At 52.0% G+C, this 19339-nt stretch carries 17 protein-coding genes; 10 read left to right on the forward strand and 7 right to left on the reverse strand.

The annotated features are described in order from the left end of the window. Positions 1–14: 14 nt before the first annotated feature. On the reverse strand, positions 15–749 hold the full coding sequence (gene dnaQ / locus ACIDEJ_RS12190) for a DNA polymerase III subunit epsilon (RefSeq protein ID WP_411988342.1): 735 nt from the start codon (positions 747–749) through the stop codon (positions 15–17). A 66-nt stretch (positions 750–815) separates the two neighbouring features. Here dnaQ and rnhA point away from each other — a divergent pair, with 66 nt between their 5' ends. Further along, positions 816–1292: a ribonuclease HI gene (gene rnhA, locus ACIDEJ_RS12195; RefSeq protein ID WP_411988343.1), complete on the forward strand. Its 477-nt coding sequence runs from the start codon at positions 816–818 to the stop codon at positions 1290–1292. On the opposite strand, the gene ACIDEJ_RS12200 is transcribed toward rnhA, so the two are convergent. Then, positions 1274–2185 (reverse strand): LysR substrate-binding domain-containing protein, encoded by a 912-nt coding sequence (locus ACIDEJ_RS12200; protein WP_411988344.1) that lies wholly within the window; start codon positions 2183–2185, stop codon positions 1274–1276. The genes rnhA and ACIDEJ_RS12200 overlap by 19 nt on opposite strands. 7 nt (positions 2186–2192) lie before the next feature. Continuing rightward, positions 2193–2927 carry a class I SAM-dependent methyltransferase gene (locus ACIDEJ_RS12205; RefSeq protein WP_411988345.1) on the reverse strand — a complete coding sequence of 245 codons (735 nt, stop codon included), beginning with the start codon at positions 2925–2927 and terminating at the stop codon, positions 2193–2195. A 119-nt stretch (positions 2928–3046) separates the two neighbouring features. Here ACIDEJ_RS12205 and gloB point away from each other — a divergent pair, with 119 nt between their 5' ends. The 3 genes from gloB (at position 3047) to ACIDEJ_RS12220 (ending at position 7390) form a co-directional block, all read left to right on the forward strand. Continuing rightward, positions 3047–3868, forward strand: coding sequence for a hydroxyacylglutathione hydrolase (gene gloB / locus ACIDEJ_RS12210; RefSeq protein ID WP_411988346.1), 822 nt, complete (start codon positions 3047–3049; stop codon positions 3866–3868). Positions 3869–4119: 251 nt separating this feature from the next. Then, positions 4120–5670: a LysM peptidoglycan-binding domain-containing protein gene (locus ACIDEJ_RS12215; protein WP_411988347.1), complete on the forward strand. Its 1551-nt coding sequence runs from the start codon at positions 4120–4122 to the stop codon at positions 5668–5670. Positions 5671–5836: 166 nt separating this feature from the next. Further along, positions 5837–7390: a methyl-accepting chemotaxis protein gene (locus tag ACIDEJ_RS12220; protein ID WP_411988348.1), complete on the forward strand. Its 1554-nt coding sequence runs from the start codon at positions 5837–5839 to the stop codon at positions 7388–7390. Positions 7391–7560: 170 nt separating this feature from the next. Here ACIDEJ_RS12220 and ACIDEJ_RS12225 read toward each other — a convergent pair whose 3' ends face one another. Then, positions 7561–9387 carry an AsmA family protein gene (locus tag ACIDEJ_RS12225; protein WP_411988349.1) on the reverse strand — a complete coding sequence of 609 codons (1827 nt, stop codon included), beginning with the start codon at positions 9385–9387 and terminating at the stop codon, positions 7561–7563. Positions 9388–9423: 36 nt separating this feature from the next. Next, positions 9424–9918, reverse strand: coding sequence for a putative 4-hydroxy-4-methyl-2-oxoglutarate aldolase (locus ACIDEJ_RS12230; RefSeq protein ID WP_411988350.1), 495 nt, complete (start codon positions 9916–9918; stop codon positions 9424–9426). A gap of 199 nt (positions 9919–10117) precedes the next feature. Between ACIDEJ_RS12230 and ACIDEJ_RS12235 the strand changes: the two genes are divergently transcribed. From ACIDEJ_RS12235 to ACIDEJ_RS12245, 3 genes are all read left to right on the forward strand, one after another. Continuing rightward, entirely contained in the window at positions 10118–10435 is a 318-nt protein-coding gene (locus tag ACIDEJ_RS12235; protein ID WP_411988351.1) for a hypothetical protein, read from the forward strand. Positions 10436–10706: 271 nt separating this feature from the next. Continuing rightward, positions 10707–11705 (forward strand): ABC transporter substrate-binding protein, encoded by a 999-nt coding sequence (locus ACIDEJ_RS12240; protein ID WP_411988352.1) that lies wholly within the window; start codon positions 10707–10709, stop codon positions 11703–11705. Continuing rightward, on the forward strand, positions 11702–13018 hold the full coding sequence (locus ACIDEJ_RS12245; protein WP_411988353.1) for a diguanylate cyclase: 1317 nt from the start codon (positions 11702–11704) through the stop codon (positions 13016–13018). Before ACIDEJ_RS12240 ends, ACIDEJ_RS12245 begins: the two co-directional genes overlap by 4 nt. Before the next feature lies 1 nt (position 13019). Here the strand turns inward: ACIDEJ_RS12245 and msrQ are convergent, their stop codons facing one another. Then, entirely contained in the window at positions 13020–13616 is a 597-nt protein-coding gene (gene msrQ / locus ACIDEJ_RS12250) for a protein-methionine-sulfoxide reductase heme-binding subunit MsrQ (RefSeq protein WP_411988354.1), read from the reverse strand. Further along, entirely contained in the window at positions 13616–14644 is a 1029-nt protein-coding gene (gene msrP, locus ACIDEJ_RS12255; RefSeq protein WP_411988355.1) for a protein-methionine-sulfoxide reductase catalytic subunit MsrP, read from the reverse strand. Before msrP ends, msrQ begins: the two co-directional genes overlap by 1 nt. 208 nt (positions 14645–14852) lie before the next feature. Here msrP and rmuC point away from each other — a divergent pair, with 208 nt between their 5' ends. The 3 genes from rmuC to ACIDEJ_RS12270 all read left to right on the forward strand — a co-directional run bounded on the left by rmuC (position 14853) and on the right by ACIDEJ_RS12270 (position 19337). After that, positions 14853–16379 (forward strand): DNA recombination protein RmuC, encoded by a 1527-nt coding sequence (gene rmuC, locus ACIDEJ_RS12260; RefSeq protein ID WP_411988356.1) that lies wholly within the window; start codon positions 14853–14855, stop codon positions 16377–16379. Positions 16380–16463: 84 nt separating this feature from the next. Then, positions 16464–18380, forward strand: a complete 1917-nt coding sequence (locus ACIDEJ_RS12265; RefSeq protein WP_411988357.1) for a transglycosylase SLT domain-containing protein — start codon at positions 16464–16466, stop codon at positions 18378–18380. A gap of 51 nt (positions 18381–18431) precedes the next feature. Next, positions 18432–19337: an AAA family ATPase gene (locus ACIDEJ_RS12270; RefSeq protein WP_411988358.1), complete on the forward strand. Its 906-nt coding sequence runs from the start codon at positions 18432–18434 to the stop codon at positions 19335–19337. Positions 19338–19339: the final 2 nt, after the last annotated feature.

Consider the following 19339-nt stretch of genomic DNA (forward strand, 5'->3'; position numbering starts at 1 on the left):
CTGCATTCCCTGTTTCAATTACGCCATAAACATTTACCGGATTTAGCCACTAAATCCAGCCGTTGTTCGTGCATACTCAGTTCATCGGCAGAAGCGCCGATCACTTTAAGTTTCGGCCGGTTATTTTCCAGACGCATGATACCGCCGCTGGCACTGCCGCCCCGGTTGCTGTCAAGGCTCAGGTTAAGATCCGTCTGGCCACCGGTCATCGCCAGATAAACATCGGCCAGAATTTCGGCATCGAGTAACGCGCCGTGGTATTCCCGGCGGGAGTTATCTATCTGATAGCGCTTACACAGGGCATCCAGGTTGTTTTTTTGCCCGGGATGCAGGTATTTGGCAATGGCCAGCGAGTCCAGCACCGCACAAAAATCCGTGACCTGCGGCCCTTTGGGAGTTAACAGCGAGAACTCATGGTCGATAAAGCTCACGTCAAAGGGGGCGTTATGGGCCACCATTTCAGCGCCGTCCAGAAAAGCGATAAACTCCTGTTTGATGTCCCGAAACAGCGGCTCATTGGCCACCCTTTCATCAGTGATGCCATGCACTGCAATGGCTTCTTCATCAATCTTTTGCTGCGGATTTAAATACTTGTGAAAGGTGCGGCCGGTAAGGCGCCGGTTAATCACTTCCACCGCGCCGATTTCAATAATCCTGTGGCCCAGATAAACCGGGCCGCCGCCCTGGTTCATGCCGGTGGTTTCGGTATCAAGAATAATCTGGCGGGCGGCACTGGAGACAATATTCATATTATTTTTGCTGCTTACTCAATAACAACTTAAGATGTTCCCTTGGTCGACTATGTTAGCAACTTGATGAACGAACGGAAACAGATAGAAATTTTTACCGATGGCTCCTGTCTTGGAAATCCCGGTCCCGGTGGTTATGGCGCCATTTTGCGTTACAAGCAGCATACCAAAGAGTTGTCGGGCGGATTTGCGCTCACCACCAACAACCGCATGGAATTGCTGGCCCCCATCATGGCGCTGGAAACCCTGAAAGAGCCCTGCCATGTGATCCTCACCAGTGACAGCCAGTACATGCGTCAGGGGATCACCCAGTGGATCATCAACTGGAAGCGCAAAGGCTGGAAGACCGCCAACAAAACGCCGGTCAAGAATGTGGATTTATGGAAGCGCCTGGATAAGGCCAGCCAGCAACATGACATTGAATGGCGCTGGGTCAAGGGCCATGCCGGCCACCCGGAGAACGAGCGCTGTGATGAACTGGCAAGAAGCGCCGCTGAATCCCATCCCACCGCCGTTGACAGCGGTTATACCCCTTCGGTCTGACAGGATAATGGTAAAAACCCCTGGCAAAAGCTGATAAACCCACTGGCAAGGGGGGTAAAACTGTGGTGCTTGTGGCGGATGAGATAAAAGGGCCTGGCCAAATCCAACCCCTCAATGTGCACCACTGCAAGCTCTTTTCTTGCCAGTTCCTGCTCAATGGTCAACTCCGATAACACCCCCAGCACCTGCCCTTGCTTCACCGCCTGCTTAATGGCATCCGGTGTGGGGAAGCTGAATTTCACCTCCGGATGCAAATTCAGCTTATTGGCGTTATTCACAAAGTATTCCCGGGTACCGGAACCTTCTTCCCGCAACACCCAGTCAACACCGGCCAGTTGCTCAGGCGCCAGGTGTTGCCCTGCCAGCGGATGCTCGGGATGGCAAAACACCCGCAACTGATCATGATGCCAAGGCGTGGTAACAATGCGACTGTCCAGGCAATAACCTTCAATAAAGCCCAACTCTGAGCGAAACTCCGCCACCTGTTGCACCACATTACGGGTGTTATCAATGGTCAGTTCAACCCGCGCCGCCGGTTGTTGCTGGCTGAACGCCACCGCCGCCTTGGTTAGCAAGAAATTGCCGATGGTATTACTGGCGCTGACATTCAAGGTTCCGGCCAACAGCGAGGATGTATTTGAAAATGCGTGTTCAATATCCGCCATCTGGTGCAACACCTTGGTGGCCATGGGTTGCAACATGCTACCTTGGGAGTTGAGCAACAGGCGGTTGCCTGAACGTTCAAATAACTGCGTATCCAGTTGCCGCTCCAACTCGGCCAGGGCCATGGAGGTGGCAGGCGGCGACAAATTCATCATTTTGGCGGCTTTGGCCACCTGTCCGCTGCGGGCAATGGCGTCAAAAATTTGCAGTTGTTTCAATGTGATGCGCATTGGCCCACTACTCCTTGTTGATACGGCCCGCATTGGTGCTGCCAGAGCAGCCTGCCGTGGCTGCCGGGCGCCAACTGCCCACTTTTTTGCGTTGCCGGTTGGATAGCGGCGTTAATGGCGCTTCAAGCTTTCTGGCCACAAGCAGATAAACCGCACCGGTGCCCGGCAACCAGCGATGCTGCCATTGGCGACACAGCATGGGCAAGTCCCAGTCCGGCATGAAAGCGTGATAACACAGTCGTTCATCATGCACCAGCTGATACCCCAAAAGCCCCAGCCAATCCCGTACCCGTGCGGGCATGAAAAAATGCCCATTCCAAGGCCATCGCTGCTGATAACCGGGTAATAATTTCCCCAAGCAGGCACAGCTGAAAGGATTGATCCCCGAAATCACCAAATATCCGCCACTGATGAGCACCCGGTCCACTTCCCGCAGAATGCGGTAAGGGTTGGATTCAAACTCCAGCAACAAATGCATGGTCACCGCATCAACGCTGGCACACTGCAACGGCAGCTGGCAATAATCCCCCTGCAATGATGCCCCGGTGCCGGGATAGACGGAAAAACGATGGGCAATGCCGCAGTCATTACTGTTGAAATCGGCACTTAACGGCCCGAGCTGCAATAGATGATAACCAAAAATGCGCGGCCACCATTGGGCCAGAGACTGTTCCAAATCTTGCCGTAACCCTGCGCCTCCCGGGAGCGCATCCCAACGGGGCACCTGAGCATTTTGGAACATAATCTCTCCCACCGAACACAATGATAACCCTAGCTTAATAATGAATGACTACTGCAAGCAAGGGCTACAACAGGTAATATTGACCATGATCAGGTCCGTCTGTCATTCAGGAGTTTGCCATGTCTGCCCAGGAGTTTACTGCCACGCCCCATCAGGGATTTTCCGTATTTCCCCTTGCCGCCTTCAGCGATAACTACATCTGGTGCATACAACCGGCCCACAGTAGCAGCATCTGGGTGGTGGACCCGGGAGATGCCGATGTAGTCCTGGCCACCCTGCAACAAAAACAACTGCAACTGGCGGGCATACTGCTTACCCACCATCACCGGGATCATACGGGCGGGGTGGCCAAGTTACAGCAGTCCCATCCCCGGGAAGTGCCGGTTTACGGCCCCCAAAATCCGCTTATTTCAGGGGTTAACCAGCCACTGACTCAAAGCGCCGAGTGCCAGTTAGCCTGTGATGATGCGCCGCCGTTAACCGCCAGGGTGTATCCGGTGCCGGGGCATACGCTGGATCATCTTGCGTATGTGATTGATGATGCGCTTTTTTGCGGAGACACCTTGTTTTGCGCAGGTTGCGGCCGCCTGTTTGAAGGCACGCCTGAGCAACTTTACCAATCATTGCAACGTTTGGCCGCCCTGCCTGACACCACCCGGGTGTATTGCGCCCATGAATACACCCTTGCCAACCTGAAATTTGCCCTGGCAGTGGAACCTCACAACCCTTCATTGCAAACCTTTTACCGGCAAGCCCAGCAATTAAGGTTGCAACAACGTCCCACACTGCCCTCCTCCATTGGCCTTGAGCGCGCCATCAATCCGTTTTTGCACTGCGAAGATGAACGGCTACAAACGGTGCTGAGTGAGCACTGGCAGTGTACGCCCAAAGATGCCGTGACCCGCTTAAAACTTCTCCGCTCATGGAAAGACAATTTTTAATTTATTGGTTACAATAGCTCGCTTTGATGCAGTTCAATCCGCTGCAAAGCCCTGCATCAGCAGCATAATCTACTTGATAAACAAACACATGCTGCAACCGTCCGGCCAGTAGCCATGTCACCATGGATGCCGCATCGGCGAGCCCCCGCAACACGTTGCTTACCCATGGGGCCCGCCATAAGGGATACCCCCCCTTTGCTACTGGCTCAATCACGTTTTTATGCAAGACATTCTTTTGAGGACTGGCGCTTTTGAAGCAACGGAATTTATTTACCACCGCCGGGATAGTTGTGTTTCTGGCAGGCTGCCAGACGGTAACAATGCCGTCAGAGACCACATCTTCGCCTAAAAAACCGCAGATCACCACCGCCCAAGTGCTGCAACAGGCACCGCAAGAACCCCAGCAGCCCCAACTGGCCATTACCGATGTTTGGCAACGGCTGCGCAACCAGCTGCAAATGCCCATTCCTGATGAAAAGCTGGTGCGCCAATACCGCCAGTGGTACATCAATAACCCCAAACATCTGCAGCAGATATCCGAGCGTGCCACACCCTTTTTGTACCTCATAGTAGAGCAGATTGAGCAGCGCCATCTCCCCATGGAACTGGCACTGTTACCCATTGTGGAAAGCGCGTTCGACCCTTACGCTTATTCGCCCGGTGCCGCTTCCGGCTTATGGCAGTTCACATCGCCCATGGCACGTCATTTCGGCTTGCAAATCAACTGGTGGTATGACGGCCGCCGGGACGTACCCGCCGCCACTACCGCGGCGCTGGACATGATGGAATACCTCTACCGGAAAACCGGTAACAACTGGTTATACGCCATTGCCGCCTACAACACCGGCGAAGGCCGGGTGCTTAATGCGGTAAAACGGAATGCCAAACGGGGCAAAGCCACCGACTTCTGGTCATTGTCATTGCCCAAGGAAACCGAGCGTTATGTGCCCCAATTACTGGCTTTGGCGGATGTGATTAAACATGCCGAGCAATATGGCATCAAGCTTGCCCCCATTGATAATCAGGCGGTGGTGTCGGTGGTTGACATCGGCAGCCAGATTGACTTGGCGCTGGCCGCCGATTTGGCCGGTCTGTCAGTACGCGAGCTGCAACAGTTGAACCCGGGATACAATCGCTGGGCAACCGCCCCTGATGGCCCCCACCAATTGGTGCTGCCTGCCGACAAGGCTCAGGACTTTGAAGTGGCACTGGCCACCACCCCGGCGGAGAACCGTCTCAGCTGGCTGCGCTACAAAATCAAGCGCGGCGACGCTTTGGGGCTGATAGCCAAACGCCACAAAACAACCATTGAGATTTTACGCTCAGTCAATGACATCAAGGGCAATACCATTGTGGCCGGCAAGCACCTGTTAATCCCGGTATCCTCCCAGGATGCGGATGCCTATCCGCTGTCTGCCGACAACCGCCTGCAGCAACGGCAAACCAAGGGTAAATACAAAACCACCTATAAGGTTCAGGCCGGGGATTCGCTCTGGAAGATTGCCCATGATCACGGCGTCAGCGTCAGCCAGCTTAGCCGCTGGAACGACATCGCCGCCAAAACCCCGTTGCATCCGGGCAAAGTGCTGGTGTTATGGCACAATCAAGCCACCAAAAAAGGCAGCATTACCCGCACGGTAAAATACACCGTACGCAATGGTGACTCCTTGGCGAGAATTGCCCATAAATTCCATGTCACCGTCACCCAGTTACAGGAATGGAACCAACTGCAACGACAAAAATATATCAAGCCTGGGCAGATACTTACCCTGTTTGTGGATATTACCGCCAGCGACAGCTGACACATGAACGTGACGTGAACGGCAATTGGACTGCCGTTCAGTTGCGCCCACTCAAATTTTACGCATTTAGCCGCCATCATTGCCCCGGCTTCCGTGGGGCGTCACAATTTTGACTCTCGCGATTACCGATAATAAAAAATATTTAACTGCCGTTACTGTGTTGGGTATGAAGCGAGATAAGTACATCACGGATGTTGAAACCATAGTGCCTGAAAACGGCCGCATCATTTCAACCACCGATTTAAAAGGGCGAATTACCCACGTAAATCAGCAATTTTGCGACATTTGCGGCTACAGCCAGCAAGAGCTGTTGGGACACGGGCACAATATTGTGCGCCATCCCCATATGCCCAAAGCCGCATTTGCCGATCTCTGGCAAACCATCCAACAGGGTGAAAACTGGATGGGCCTTGTCAAGAACCGCCGGAAAGATGGCGGTTTTTATTGGGTAAATGCCTTTATCACGCCCATTCGCCGGGCAGGAAAACTGTTTGAGTACCAATCCGTTCGCACCAAAGCGGACCCGGCACTGATTGAACGCGCCACGGCCTGCTACAGCAAGATTGAGCAAGGCAAATCCCCCCTGCCCCGTTTTTCGCTGTCCCTGCCCGGGAAAATCGCCCTTGGCTGGGCACTGTCCTCAGCATTATTGCTGTCAATGCCGCTGCTGCCATCCCCTTTCAATTATCTGTTAGCGTTGGTGGCTGCTGCGATAATGGGCATGACACTTGCCCGCCTTGCAAAACGTTGCCAGAAACTGCAACAGCTCAGTGATAACACCCAGCACAATAGGCTAATGCAGGCCATCTACAGCGGTGATACGGATATACTGGCCGCCGCCGAACTCACCATCCGCATGCAGCAGGCCGAAATTACCGCCATTACCGCCCGTATTGATGACACCAACGAACACCTGACCCAAAACCTGCACGCCCACCAGCAATCGGTGGATGATAATCACCAGGAATTGCGGCAACAGGCAGCGGCCCTTGATGAGCTGGTAGTTGCCATCAGCCAGATGAAAAGTGCCGTGGCAGAAATCGCCGGCACCTCTGCCAATACCGCCGGTGATGTTACCGAACTGGAGCACAGCAATCAAAGCACCATGCAAGCCTTGCAAGCCAGCAATGCAGCCAATGGCGAAATGAGTGCCCTGCTTGAGAAAGTGGCTGGCCAGATTGCAGCGTTGGACAAGCAGGCCACCAGTGTTAACACCGTGCTGGAAGTGATTGAAAAATTGTCGGAACAAACCAATCTGCTGGCGCTTAATGCCGCCATTGAAGCGGCCAGAGCCGGTGAAGCGGGTCGCGGCTTTGCGGTGGTGGCCGATGAAGTGAGGGCGCTGGCGCAGCGCTCATCGGATTCTGCCAAAGAGATTTACAATATCATCCACCAGTTAGGGGAGCAAAGCCGCCAGGCGGTAACGGAAATGGAGCGCAGCCAGCACCTGACCCAGCAAAGCATTGCCCTGGAACAGCAGCTGGTGAACCGGCTCAATGAAGAGTCCAGGGCACTGGCCCGCATTACCGCCGGTAGCCACCAAATTGCGGTTGCCACAGAAGAGCAAGCCTATACGGTAGAGCAACTGCACACCAATTGCGCCCGGATGCAATCCGCCGTCAGCCAGTTGCAGCACAACAGCGAGCAGGCATCGGTCCATGGCTCCGAGTTGCAACGGCAAAGTGCGCGGCAACAAGAATTAATCGCGCAATTTCAATAACGCCGCACGTGCGCCAAAGGCTGATGCATGTTCAGGCATGGTGTTTATGTACGGATGAAAACCAATAAAAAAGTCAGACATGATATCTGACTTTTCATTTTGGCCGATATGTCAGCCTTGTTTAAAGCTGCTGCAGGGCGTTACATGCAGTGCAGCTTCAACCATGGCGTTTATTTTACGCCAAGCTTTTTAAACAGGCTGTCTGTCAGTTTTTCCTTGGCTTTTTCTGCTTCACCCTTCAGTTGGCTTTTAAACAGGGCTTCGGTATCCAGTGAGAATTTAGGCTCGCCAAACGTGCCGCTTATCCGCAGGGGAATTTCAATCCCGGCCAGGTTATCGGAGCTCTTGCCACCCTGGCCTTTAAGGGAGTCCACCAGTGCGGTTTTCAGCTGATAGTCCAATGTTTCCTGCAACAAGTTGGCACCACCGGCGCCCGACAAACGGATTAACGGCGAGGACATTTGCAGATCCGGATTATGGGCTACCCCATCCTTGACAGAAAAACTGCCGGTAAGGCTGGTGAAGTCGGTTTTCTGCTCTTCATTATTGGTGGCGCTCAAATCCCCTTTCAGCTTGTCTTGAGCATTGCGGATCATCAATGGAATGTTGATGCCGTAAAGCGCCCCATCGGCAATGTCAAAACTGCCGTTGGCATTCAGGTTGCGTTTGATATTGGCAGGCAGCAGACTACGGCCAGCACCTTTAACGTTGATTTTGGCGCTACCTGCCAGCATGTCCACCTGTGCCATGTCACTCAATAATGGCCGCAAGTTAATCTGCTGCAATGCGCCGTCAAACTGATAACTGGCGATTTTATTGCGCCCATCAAGCTTGGCCATGGCGCTAAGCTTGCCCTGATACAAATCGGCAGTCATCTGTTGCAGCTCCAGCACGCCGTTATGCAAGCGGGCTTTCATGGCCCAGTTCTCGGTGGTAAGGCCAGCAGTCTTGAGTGAATCAACCGTTAGCGCCAGGGTCATATTCACCGCTTTCATGCCACTGAGATCAGGTTCAGTGGCGGTACTGGCCTTGGCACCTGCATCGGCAGTCTGAGGGGCTGGTGCGTCTTCTGCTGGCAGTAATTTATCCAGGTCAATTGCGCCCATTGCCAAGGTTGCATCAATTTGGGGCACTTTGCCGCCATAGGATAGCGACATATTGCCGTTCCCCGTAATGTCAGCGATTTTCAATATTGGCAAGGCAATCGTTACCACCTGTTTTGCGGTATCCAGCATTACATTGGTGGTCAGATCCACTTGCATTTCACCATGAGGAATGGCGCTTCCCATCAACACTTTATGGATGGCAAAGTCTTTCAGTTCAAGCTGCGTGAGATCGGGAGAAATCTTCAGGTAACCTTTCCCTTTACTGCTCACATTGAGCTGCGGCATTTCCCCGCTGAAGTGGTATTCCAGTGGGGCAAATTGCCCCAAAGCCAATTCGCCCAAGGTTAATGACGCCAGGGTAAAGGTGTTTTCACTCCCCTGTTGACGGTCCAGCAAACGTACCTGAGCGTTAGTCACGCTAATGCCGCCAATATTCAGCCCGCCAAGGGTCAGATGGCTATCAGTGCCGCTTGCTTCGGTTGTTTTTGCCGGTTGCTTGCTGCCTGTCAGACCATCAAGGCTGTTTCGTCCATCCTTGGTGGTTTCCAGGTTCAGTTGTAATCCGTCCAGTTGCAGCTGGGAAATCTTTATCTCTTTGCTCAATAGCGGCAACAGTGCCACATTGGCGACGATTTTTTGCACGGACACAAGCTGTTTTTCAATAAAGCCGTCCGGATTGCTCAAGGAAATGCCGCCCACCTCAATGCCCACTGACGGGAAAAAGGTCCAGCTCAGATCCTGATCAATCACAAGCGTCCTGCCGGTTTGTTTTTCCACGGCAGCAATAATCTGGGGTTTGAAATCGTTGGGGTCAAATAACAGGGTGAGATACAGCGTGAAGGCGACAATCACCAGTGCCAACACGCCAAAAATCCACTTTAATGCTTTCATTCTTCAGTCCTTTTGATTGCATCATGAAACTGGGGCTTAGCTTAACAGAGTCAGATCCAATGCTGTATCACTGAGCGCTAATCCATTGTCATCGGCATAAATTACCATACCCGGCATCACAATCTGATGACCAAATTGCAAAGGACAGTTAACTTCACCCAGCCCTTTGCGAGCGGTTTTTAACGGCACGGTGCCCAGCGCTTTCACCCCCAATGGCATTTGGGCCAATGCCCCGGCATCCCGCACTGCACCAAATATCACCACCCCGGCCCAGCCATTGTCGACAGCGCTCTGGGCAATCAAATCCCCCATTAACGCCTTGTTAAGGGAACCTTCACCGTCAACCACCAGCACTTTCCCCTCTCCCGGGCGCGCCAGTAGTTGTTTCACCATGGAGTTATCTTCAAAGCATTTCACAGTAACAATTTCACCCCAAAAAATGTGGTGATTTCCGTATTGCTTTAGCGGTAATGGCAGCAGTTTTACCTGTTCAGGAAACGTATCAAAAAGATCCGGCAGTAAATCCAACATAACAATAAGCCTTCTGTCAAAATGTACTTATAAGGTTAGTGGCCTTATTAAGTCATCACAAGTGCCATAAAGGAGGATATTACTTGAGTCATTAATGGGAAATAATATACAATTTATAGTCCGCTTCATTGTTATTCTGAAGTGGTTGTCTATTTATCCTGTTGTGGTGTTTACTTCATTAAATTAATAAGAGAATAAAATGAGCAAAGATCTTGATCTGCAAAGTGCTATCGCCGCGCTTGATGAATATGGATATGAGAAAAAGCATTCAACGGATCTTGAACAAGCCAGAAACAAACCCCAAATGATACGCTATCTAAAATCCCTCGATTACAGCCTGAAACGCATGCAATTGTTGCAGGAAGCCGTAGAGGATGTGGTAGCCGAAATGCAGCATCAACAAATAAAAAACGAAAAAGTACAAACCTTTAAAAGCAAGGTCATCAATCTTTCCAAAGAACTGAACATGAGCTACGACGAAGTGCTCACCTACATGGCGTCATCCAAAGCCAAATAATCAGGCCGCAGGTAGCCGCTATTTGGCGGCTACCATTTAATTGCTAATAAAAACCGCTTATTTAAAGCGTCGCTCTCTTCCTTTTTTTGTTAATACTTTTTCTCTTTCAAATATTACCTTTGTGGTTCAATATCCGCTTTTTCATGTTTTTAATCCGTGAGTTAATAAAAACCATCCATAAACTGGCACTCACTTGCCCTTAAGCTAAACTTAACCCCACTATTACGAGAAGCTAACAGGCACCGCCTCTTATTGGACATCTCATATAAAAATGGAAAAACTTTTTTTACTGTTATTTTTGTTATTGAGCAGTGCCCTGTTGTGGCTGGGGGTTACCGCAAAAACGGCGTTTGCCCCCGGCACTGAGCCACCATTACGCATCGCCGTATCCACCTCAACATTGTCTGCCCCCATCATCATTGCCGAGCGCATGGGTTTTTTCCGTGATCAGCAGCTTGCAGTACAGCTCATTCCACAGAAAGGCGGGGACAGCTGCTTTAATGCCCTGATGCGGGATGACGCGGATTTGGCCACCAGCTCTGAAAGCGTGGCAATGTTTAACAGTTTCAAACGCAACGATTTCAGCATCATCAGTACCTTTGCGGAATCCGATAACGATTTAAAGCTGCTGACCCGCACCGCATCCAACATTCAGCACCCAACCGAGTTACTGCATCATAAAATAGGGATTGTGGCTGGCTCTGCCAGTGAGTATTTTCTGGATGCCCTGCTATTGATGTACGGCCAGCAGCAGCCAGCCATTCAAAAAGTGGACATTACCGCCAATGATTTGACCGACGCGTTAATGGCCGGGGTGGTGGACGCCATTTCCATATGGGAGCCTTTCGCCTTCCATTTGCAACAACAATTCCCAAATCAAGTACAACATTTTGAAACCAAGGGACTTTATAACCTGACCTTTAATTTGCTTACCCGGCGTGCCGATGCCGATAAAAAACTGTCGCAACATGTGAAATTGCTCAAAGCCCTGGATGAGGCCATTTTGTATATCATCAAGGAGCCTGAAAAATCCCAGCAGCTGATGGCCCGCTATTTGAAAGTGCCGACGGAAGAGATTGCCGCACTATGGCCTGATTACCTGTTTCGCCTATCCCTTGGCAATACACTGCTCAGCAGCCTGCAATCCCAGGCCCGCTGGGCCATGGATGCCAATCTGGTCCACGGCAGCAAAATTCCCGACTACCGTTTATACATTGAACCAACCGCCCTGAATCAAGCCATACATACATCATTGGTACGCAAAGAATGAGAATATCCAAACGATTAAAATTACTGGTGGCATTGTGTACCATTCTTACCCTGGCGCACGGGGCGGTATTGCTCAAACAACGCAGCGTGATGATCCGCTCATTTGAACAGATAAAACACCTGACGGAAGTTCAGCTGCGGGTGGATTTGCTCCGAGCCAATTTATGGCTATTGCAACAGTATCAGGATCAAAAAGCCATCAATGATACCGCCAGAGCGTTGGTTAACTTGCAACATTATGTGAATACCGCCCAGCAATTGCAGATGGCGGCCCGGGAAACCAAATTATTGAATAACCTGCAGCGCCATGAAAAAAACATTGGGGTCTTACTCGATCTTTCCAGGCAAAATCTCGCCAAGCGGCTTGAGCCACAATCAAACAGCAATAAGGTGCTCACCACCCGTTACAATGTGATTATCCAGTCCATGAGTGAGGACTTGTTACGCTTGCAAACCCAAGTTGTTGATGATGCCCGCATATTGCAAGTGCGCCATCTTTATCTTAACGGGGCATTGTTGTTGCTTATCACCATTCTGGTCACCTTGTTTTCACTGCAAACACTTTCCCGGTTTAAAGCCCATCTGGTGACCTTCAAAAAAGGCATCAAGGATTTAGCGGCCGGGGATTTACTCAGTAAGGTCAGCATGCCCAAAGGCGAAGAGTTCGGGGAAATGGCGGATGAGTTTAATAGCATGAAGCAAGAGCTGCTGCTGGCCACCCGCAAACGGGATCAGCTACAACTGGAGGTTGAGGAACAAACCCGCCAATTACAGCTGCAACAAGCAAAATTGCGCCATATTGCCGAGCATGATGATCTGACCGGCATATTTAACCGGGGAGCTGCCACCACGCAAATCGAGCTGGCCATTGAACGCTGCAAACGGCAACAGCAACAAGCGGCGTTACTGTTTATTGACCTGGATCGTTTCAAACCCATTAATGACAATCTCGGCCATGCCGCCGGAGATAAAGTATTGAAAGAGATTGCCCAGCGCTTGCATTGCAGTTTGCGGGCATCCGACATGATTGCCCGTTTTGGCGGAGATGAATTCATTGTGTGGTTAGAGCCGGTACATAGCCATGATGAAATTGCCCTAGTGGTTGAAAAAATTCGCGCTACCGGCCATGACATCACCTTGGACACACAGCAACTTGACGTTGATATGAGTATTGGCGTGAGCATCTATCCCACTGACGGAGAAAACCTGGCAGCCCTTCTGAGTCACGCAGACAATGCCATGTATAAAACCAAAAAATGCCGGGACAGCAAAGCGCCAGCCCCGGCCATTGAAACAATGCCGCCCCAGGAATGAATCATTTTCTGGGTAAAAAACGCCTCACCCGCAAAGACAGCAAAAGCAGCGCCAGTGCAATGTAAATACTGGGTTCAATAATCTCTGATTTGACAGACCAGTAATAATGCACCACCACCAGCAACAGCGCAGGGTAAACGCAGTAATGCAGCTGTTGCCAACGTTTTCCCATGCGCCGCTGGGCGGCTTTGAAGGAGGTTAACGACAGTGCCAGCAATATCAGCCAGGCACTGGCACCCACCACAATGTAAGGACGCTTTACCACTTCTTGCAGCAACAACTGCCACGCAAACAGCAGATCCAGGCTGAAAAATGCCACCAAATGCAGTGACGCATAGGCAAACACCCACAACCCCAAGGGACGGCGCAGTTGCATCAGCATGCCCTGTTTGCTCCAGCGTGCAAGCGGGGATACCAGCAAGGTCAGCAGCAGCAAATTAAGCGCACCCTTGCCTAAAAAGTGAATGATATACTGCACCGGATCGCCACCTGCCACATTGTTATTAACCGCTAGAAACAGCAGCAACAGCGGCGATGCAGCACCTATGTGCAGTGCGGTTTTCAACCAGAATAACTGCCGACGAGTCATGCGCCACATCAGAAAAATTTCCTTAAATCCATCCCTTGGTACAAAGAAGCCACCTGCTCGCCATAACCATTAAACGGCAAGGTGGGGATCCGTTTGGCGTTAAACAAACCGCCATCGGCAATGCGCCGCTCACTGGCCTGAGACCAGCGGGGATGATCCACCTGCGGGTTAACATTGGCATAAAAACCATACTCATGGGGCACCAGCTGATTCCAGCTGGAAGGCGGTTGCTTATCCACCAGATGGATGCGCACCACGGACTTGATGCTCTTGAAGCCGTATTTCCAGGGGAGTACCAAACGGATGGGAGCCCCGCTCTGGGGGGACAGACTCTGATCATAAAGCCCTACTGCCAGAAAGGTCAGATCATTGAGGGCTTCATCCAAACGTAACCCCTCCACATAGGGGTAATGGATACCGCCGCCCATCAACGGATTGCGCTGCCCCGGCATCTGCTCCGGATCAAACAGGGTTTCAAATGCCACATGTGTTGCGTTGCTGCTCACACCGGCTTTTTTCAACAGGGCCGCCAGCGGGAACCCCACCCACGGGATCACCATGGACCAGGCTTCCACGCAGCGCAAACGGTAGGTACGCTGCTCAAGCGGCAGCAATTGAAAGAGATCGTCATAATCCAGGGTTAACGGTTTGTCCACCAAACCGTCAATGGTCAGCGCCCAAGGCTCCACCTTAAGCTGCTGGGCATGATTAAAAGGGTCCTGTTTACCGGTGCCAAACTCATAAAAATTGTTATGACGGATAACCTTGTCATAAGGGGTTGGCTGCTCACTCGTCTTGTACTGCGCCGATTGGGTGAAATTCAACGTCTTGGTGGCAAACAAGGGTTTATCTTCGCCAAACAGATCAAAAATTCCTGCCTGCACGTAACCGGGCAAACTGGCCGCAATACTGCCAAACCCCAGCATGGCGGTGATCCTGCGCCGATCCCGAAAAACCGCCTCGGGTGTCACTTCATATTCGGGAATATCCCAGCAACGCTTGTGTTGAATGCCTTTTTTGAATTTTTTATTCGTCATAAGACCTCAAATGACAGACAGTGGATGGTGACAATTAGACCGCATCATTGCCATTGAGTTGCATTGCCGTTAACTAAATTACCGGCCAGCATACGCCAATGTATACATCATAATCAGCCATAAAACCCAATAATAGCAAGCCCTTGAAGCGACTCACGTTCCATGCGACCCTAGGCAGCATCCATTATTTTGTCGCTTAGGTATTCTCATGGCGCTGGTTAACCAATTACTGGCCTTTCAATTTCCTCTCCTGTGGCTGCTGGCCGCCGTCTTTATGGTTGCCGCCGTGATGTTATGGCACTCCAAACGCAAACAGGCATTATTGCAACAGCTGCTTGATGAACAACATCAGCAGCAACTGCAGCCACTTACCCAGCAATTGCAAGCCGCCCAGGAAGCGTTGCAACAGCAAACCGCTGCACTTGGCAAGGCACAGGCTCATGCCGAGCGCGTGCCACTGCTAGAGCAACAGCTCAAGGCCGCCCAGCACAAATTGATGGAAACCCAGCTTAACCTGTCCAAGGCCAATGCCATGCAACAGACCATGAGCGCCCGTTTTGAGGCGGAACGCCAAGCCCTCAACGACAAGCTGGCACTTCTTGAAAACAGCGAAATCCGCCTCACCACCCAGTTTGAAAATCTTGCAAACAAAATTTTTGATGACAAAAGCAGTAAGCTGCAAAACGAGAATGAAAAACAGATGGGCGGTTTTATCAGCCCACTTAAACAGCAGCTGGAAGGCTTCAGGCAACAGATAAGTGAATCATATTCAAAAGAACAAGCTGAGCGTTTTTCACTGAAACACCAACTGGAAGAACTCAAAAAGCTCAATCAGCGCATGAGTGAAGATGCGGTCAACCTGACCCGGGCCCTGAAAGGTGACAATAAAAAACAGGGCAACTGGGGAGAAGTGATCCTGGAGCGGGTATTAAGCGAAAGCGGTTTGCGCGTAGGCCATGAGTACGACATCCAGCAGGATTTGCAAAGCGACAATGGCAAGCATTTCAAGCCGGACGTGATAGTGCACTTGCCGGATAACAAGGATGTGGTCATCGACTCCAAGATGTCACTGCTGGCCTACGAGCGTTATTTCAATGCCGAGTCGGAAGAGGCCAAACAACAGGCGGCAAAAGAGCATGTCAATTCCCTGCGTGCCCACATCAAGGGCTTGGGCCAGAAAGATTACCAAAAACTCCATGGTCTTAAGAGCCTGGATTACGTATTGATGTTCATTCCGCTGGAACCTGCATTTTTACTGGCATTGGAGCAAGACCCGCAGTTGGTTAACTATGCGCTGGAAAACAATATCATGCTGGTAAGCCCCACCAACCTGCTGGTGGCACTGCGTACCATTAACAACATCTGGCGTTATGAATACCAAAACCAGCATGCCCAGCGCATTGCCCGTCAGGCCGGTAAAATATACGACAAACTATGCGGCTTTGTGGATGACATGGAAAAACTCGGCCGGGCACTTGCCAGCGCTGACAAATCCTTTGCCGGTGCCATGAACAAGCTCAGCAGCGGCCGGGGTAACCTTATCCAGCAGGCGCATCAGATAAAACAGTTGGGCGCCGACACCAGTAAACAACTCGACAGCAAATTACTGGACAAAGCATTGGCCGGCACCCTGGATGAAAATGGGGAAGCGCCCGTGGATGACGGGCAGCCTCACGCCGAAGTTACATTGCTGGATAGGGTTAAACAAAACGCTGGCAGCCGGAATGACGCTTAGAAAATGGCAAACGGGCAATATTCACCCTGAATATTTCATATACTGAAGCAGCCCAAGCGCACTGTTTAACTCAGGGAGTTTGTAATGTCGGTTTTCAACTGCAAAAGGAATTTGCCCCAATATGTCACCACCACGCTGTTACTGCTGACATTTGCCGCCGCTGGTGCCACTAAGCCGCCACAGCGGCAGCAGTATCTTGATGCCAGAGAAGCCTTGCAACAGCAGCAAACCACCCGTTATCAGGCTCTGAGGCAAAAATTGGATGACTATCCCCTGGCCATTTACCTGGACTTTAACGCCAATATCGACGCCATTATCAACATGCCGGGAAAACAGGCTGCCACGGCAATCGCCCCCTTTGACGGCTCACCGCTGTACAACATGGCCAGGCACCGCTATCTGTTGCAGGCCGGGGGCAAACAGCGCTGGCAAGATTTTTTGAGCATTTCGCCAGAGACGCCGCGCAACCTTGAACTGCAGTGCTATTACTATCAGGCAAAGTGGCATCAGGGGCAAAAACAACAGGCTTATCAAGGCGCCGCCGAGCTGTGGCTTACGGGGCATTCGCTGCCCAAAGCCTGCGACCCGCTGCTCTCGGCCTGGAGTCGCGCCAAGCAGCGCACTCAGGAGCTTATCTGGTCACGGATGCTGCTCACCTTTCATGAGGGCGAAACCAGCCTGCTGCGTTACTTATCCCAAAAAATCACCCACCATAAAGCCCAGGCCCAGCTGCTGCTGGAGGTGTACCGTGACCCCCGCATACTGCGCCACACCCGCAAATTCAGCGGTAAAGCCCCCATCTACAGCGATATCGTGGCCGCCGGCTTAAAACGCCTTGCCAGAAAAGATCTGCACCAGGCATTCAGCCTATATGCCAAATATCAAAAAGCCGGGCGCTTCAGCGAAAACGATGGCCGGCGCCTTAACCGTTATCTGGTATGGTATGCGCTGCTTAAACAGGATGCCGGCCTGCAAGATGCCGTGGATGGCATGTTGCCATTACTGCGCGCAGATGACCTGACCGAGAGGCGTTTACGCTGGGCGCTGGCTGAGCAGGATGCCACTGCGGTGAAAAAATTCCTGCCATTGCTCAGTGACAAGACCCGGCAGGAAGCGCGCTGGCAATATTGGCAGTACCGTTTTGCCCAGCTTGACAAAAACCGTTATCAGCAACTTGCAAAACAGCGCAATTTTTACGGTTTTGCAGTGGCGGATGAATTGGGACACCCCCTCACACTGGCCGATGAGCCCACTCCCTTGCAGGACAACCTGCAGGCCCGCTTGCATGACGACCCGGGGCTTGCCCGGGTACAAGAGCTGATGGCGCTGGACAAATGGCTTGATGCCCGGCCGGAATGGCAACTGTTATTACGGCGCCACACGGTGCAGATGCAGGCCCAATACGGATTGTATGCCTTGCAGCAAGGCTGGGACGCCTTGGCGGTGGATGCCAGCATTGCCGCAAAATTGTGGGATGACATGACCATGCGCTTTCCCTTTCCTGAACCGACGCATTTTGCCAAGGCCAGCAAACGGTTTAACACGCCGGTGAACGAGCTCAGGGCCATTTCCCGCCGTGAAAGCGCCTATTACCCTTATGCCACCTCCGGTGCCGGTGCCAGGGGATTCATGCAGCTGATGCCGGGGACCGCCGCCCGCACCGCCAAAAAATACCATCTGCCCTATGGCGGGGTAAAAAGCCTGTACCAACCCCAGATCAACATTCCCCTTGGCAGTGCCTATTACGGCCAGTTGCTGCAACGATTCAACCACAACCGCATACTGGCCACGGCGGCTTATAATGCCGGCCCCACAAGGCTGCAACAATGGCTGGAGAAAAGTCAGGGCAATCTTGATCTCATGACGTTTGTGGAAGTCATTCCCTTTAACGAAACCCGTGAATATGTGCAGGCCGTATTCACCTACCGAGCCATTTATGAGCGTAAACGGCAACAAACGCCGCCGTTTTTCAGCCCGTCGGAAAAACAATACCGTTACTGACAACCAGCGGAAGCCATAAAAGTGCCCGTGTACAGTGATTGAAGGAAGTGTATGAAACAGGTGGCAATTGAACAGGCGCTGCAACAGCTGCAGCAGGTATTGATTGGCAAGCCGCGGGTGATCCGCATGGCGCTGGCCTGCATTCTGGCCAAAGGCCACCTGTTGATTGAAGACCTGCCCGGCATGGGCAAAACCACGCTGTCCCAAGCCCTTGCCCAAACCCTTGGGCTGAGTTACCAACGCATTCAGTTTACCAGCGACATGCTACCGGCAGACATTCTTGGGGTATCGATTTTTGATAAGCAGCAAGGGGAGTTCGTGTTCCATCCGGGGCCGGTTTTTCGGCAGATGATCCTGGCCGATGAAATTAACCGCGCCAGTCCCAAAACCCAAAGCGCCCTGCTGGAAGCCATGGCAGAGCAGCAAATCACCATTGATGGCATTACCCATCGCCTGCCCCGGCCCTTTTTCGTGGTAGCCACGCAAAATCCCAGCGAGCAATCCGGCACATTCCCCTTGCCGGAGTCCCAGCTTGACCGCTTCATGATGCGCCTGTCCATCGGTTATCCCGCGCCAAAAGCCGAGCTGCAGATGCTAAAGGGAGAACAGCAAGCCGCCCATGACCTGCCCCAATGCCTCACGGCAATGACGTTGATGCAATTGCAGCAGCAATGTGAGCAGGTGGCGGCATCCGATGCTTTGCTGGAATACATTCTGGCACTGGTTAGCGGCTCCCGGGAAATGGCCGAAGACGGCGGGCTGTCGCCAAGAGCCAGCAAGGCGCTGCTCAGTGCTGCCAAGGCTTGGGCATTCATTCATGGGCGCCAGTACCTGTTGCCTGAAGACGTGCAAGCCGTTTTTGTGGCGGTGGCAGAACACCGCCTGCGTCACGCCAGTCAACTGCAGGGCGAGCAACTGTCACTGAATTTGCTCAACACCATCAATCCCATCCGGTGAGC

Source organism: Shewanella mytili (genome assembly GCF_046765975.1).
In the GTDB taxonomy this organism is placed as follows: Bacteria; Pseudomonadota; Gammaproteobacteria; order Enterobacterales; family Shewanellaceae; genus Shewanella; species Shewanella mytili.

What these genes read in the sequence shown, in the direction of transcription:
- rnhA (WP_411988343.1), top strand. Translation starts at nt 816, where the DNA reads ATGAACGAACGGAAACAGATAGAAATTTTTACCGATGGCTCCTGTCTT.
- ACIDEJ_RS12200 (WP_411988344.1), bottom strand. Translation starts at nt 2,185, where the DNA reads ATGCGCATCACATTGAAACAACTGCAAATTTTTGACGCCATTGCCCGC.
- dnaQ (WP_411988342.1), bottom strand. Translation starts at nt 749, where the DNA reads ATGAATATTGTCTCCAGTGCCGCCCGCCAGATTATTCTTGATACCGAA.
- rmuC (WP_411988356.1), top strand. Translation starts at nt 14,853, where the DNA reads ATGGCGCTGGTTAACCAATTACTGGCCTTTCAATTTCCTCTCCTGTGG.
- ACIDEJ_RS12265 (WP_411988357.1), top strand. Translation starts at nt 16,464, where the DNA reads ATGTCGGTTTTCAACTGCAAAAGGAATTTGCCCCAATATGTCACCACC.
- ACIDEJ_RS12240 (WP_411988352.1), top strand. Translation starts at nt 10,707, where the DNA reads ATGGAAAAACTTTTTTTACTGTTATTTTTGTTATTGAGCAGTGCCCTG.
- ACIDEJ_RS12220 (WP_411988348.1), top strand. Translation starts at nt 5,837, where the DNA reads ATGAAGCGAGATAAGTACATCACGGATGTTGAAACCATAGTGCCTGAA.
- msrQ (WP_411988354.1), bottom strand. Translation starts at nt 13,616, where the DNA reads ATGTGGCGCATGACTCGTCGGCAGTTATTCTGGTTGAAAACCGCACTG.
- ACIDEJ_RS12245 (WP_411988353.1), top strand. Translation starts at nt 11,702, where the DNA reads ATGAGAATATCCAAACGATTAAAATTACTGGTGGCATTGTGTACCATT.
- ACIDEJ_RS12270 (WP_411988358.1), top strand. Translation starts at nt 18,432, where the DNA reads ATGAAACAGGTGGCAATTGAACAGGCGCTGCAACAGCTGCAGCAGGTA.
- ACIDEJ_RS12225 (WP_411988349.1), bottom strand. Translation starts at nt 9,387, where the DNA reads ATGAAAGCATTAAAGTGGATTTTTGGCGTGTTGGCACTGGTGATTGTC.
- ACIDEJ_RS12205 (WP_411988345.1), bottom strand. Translation starts at nt 2,927, where the DNA reads ATGTTCCAAAATGCTCAGGTGCCCCGTTGGGATGCGCTCCCGGGAGGC.
- gloB (WP_411988346.1), top strand. Translation starts at nt 3,047, where the DNA reads ATGTCTGCCCAGGAGTTTACTGCCACGCCCCATCAGGGATTTTCCGTA.
- ACIDEJ_RS12235 (WP_411988351.1), top strand. Translation starts at nt 10,118, where the DNA reads ATGAGCAAAGATCTTGATCTGCAAAGTGCTATCGCCGCGCTTGATGAA.
- ACIDEJ_RS12230 (WP_411988350.1), bottom strand. Translation starts at nt 9,918, where the DNA reads ATGTTGGATTTACTGCCGGATCTTTTTGATACGTTTCCTGAACAGGTA.
- msrP (WP_411988355.1), bottom strand. Translation starts at nt 14,644, where the DNA reads ATGACGAATAAAAAATTCAAAAAAGGCATTCAACACAAGCGTTGCTGG.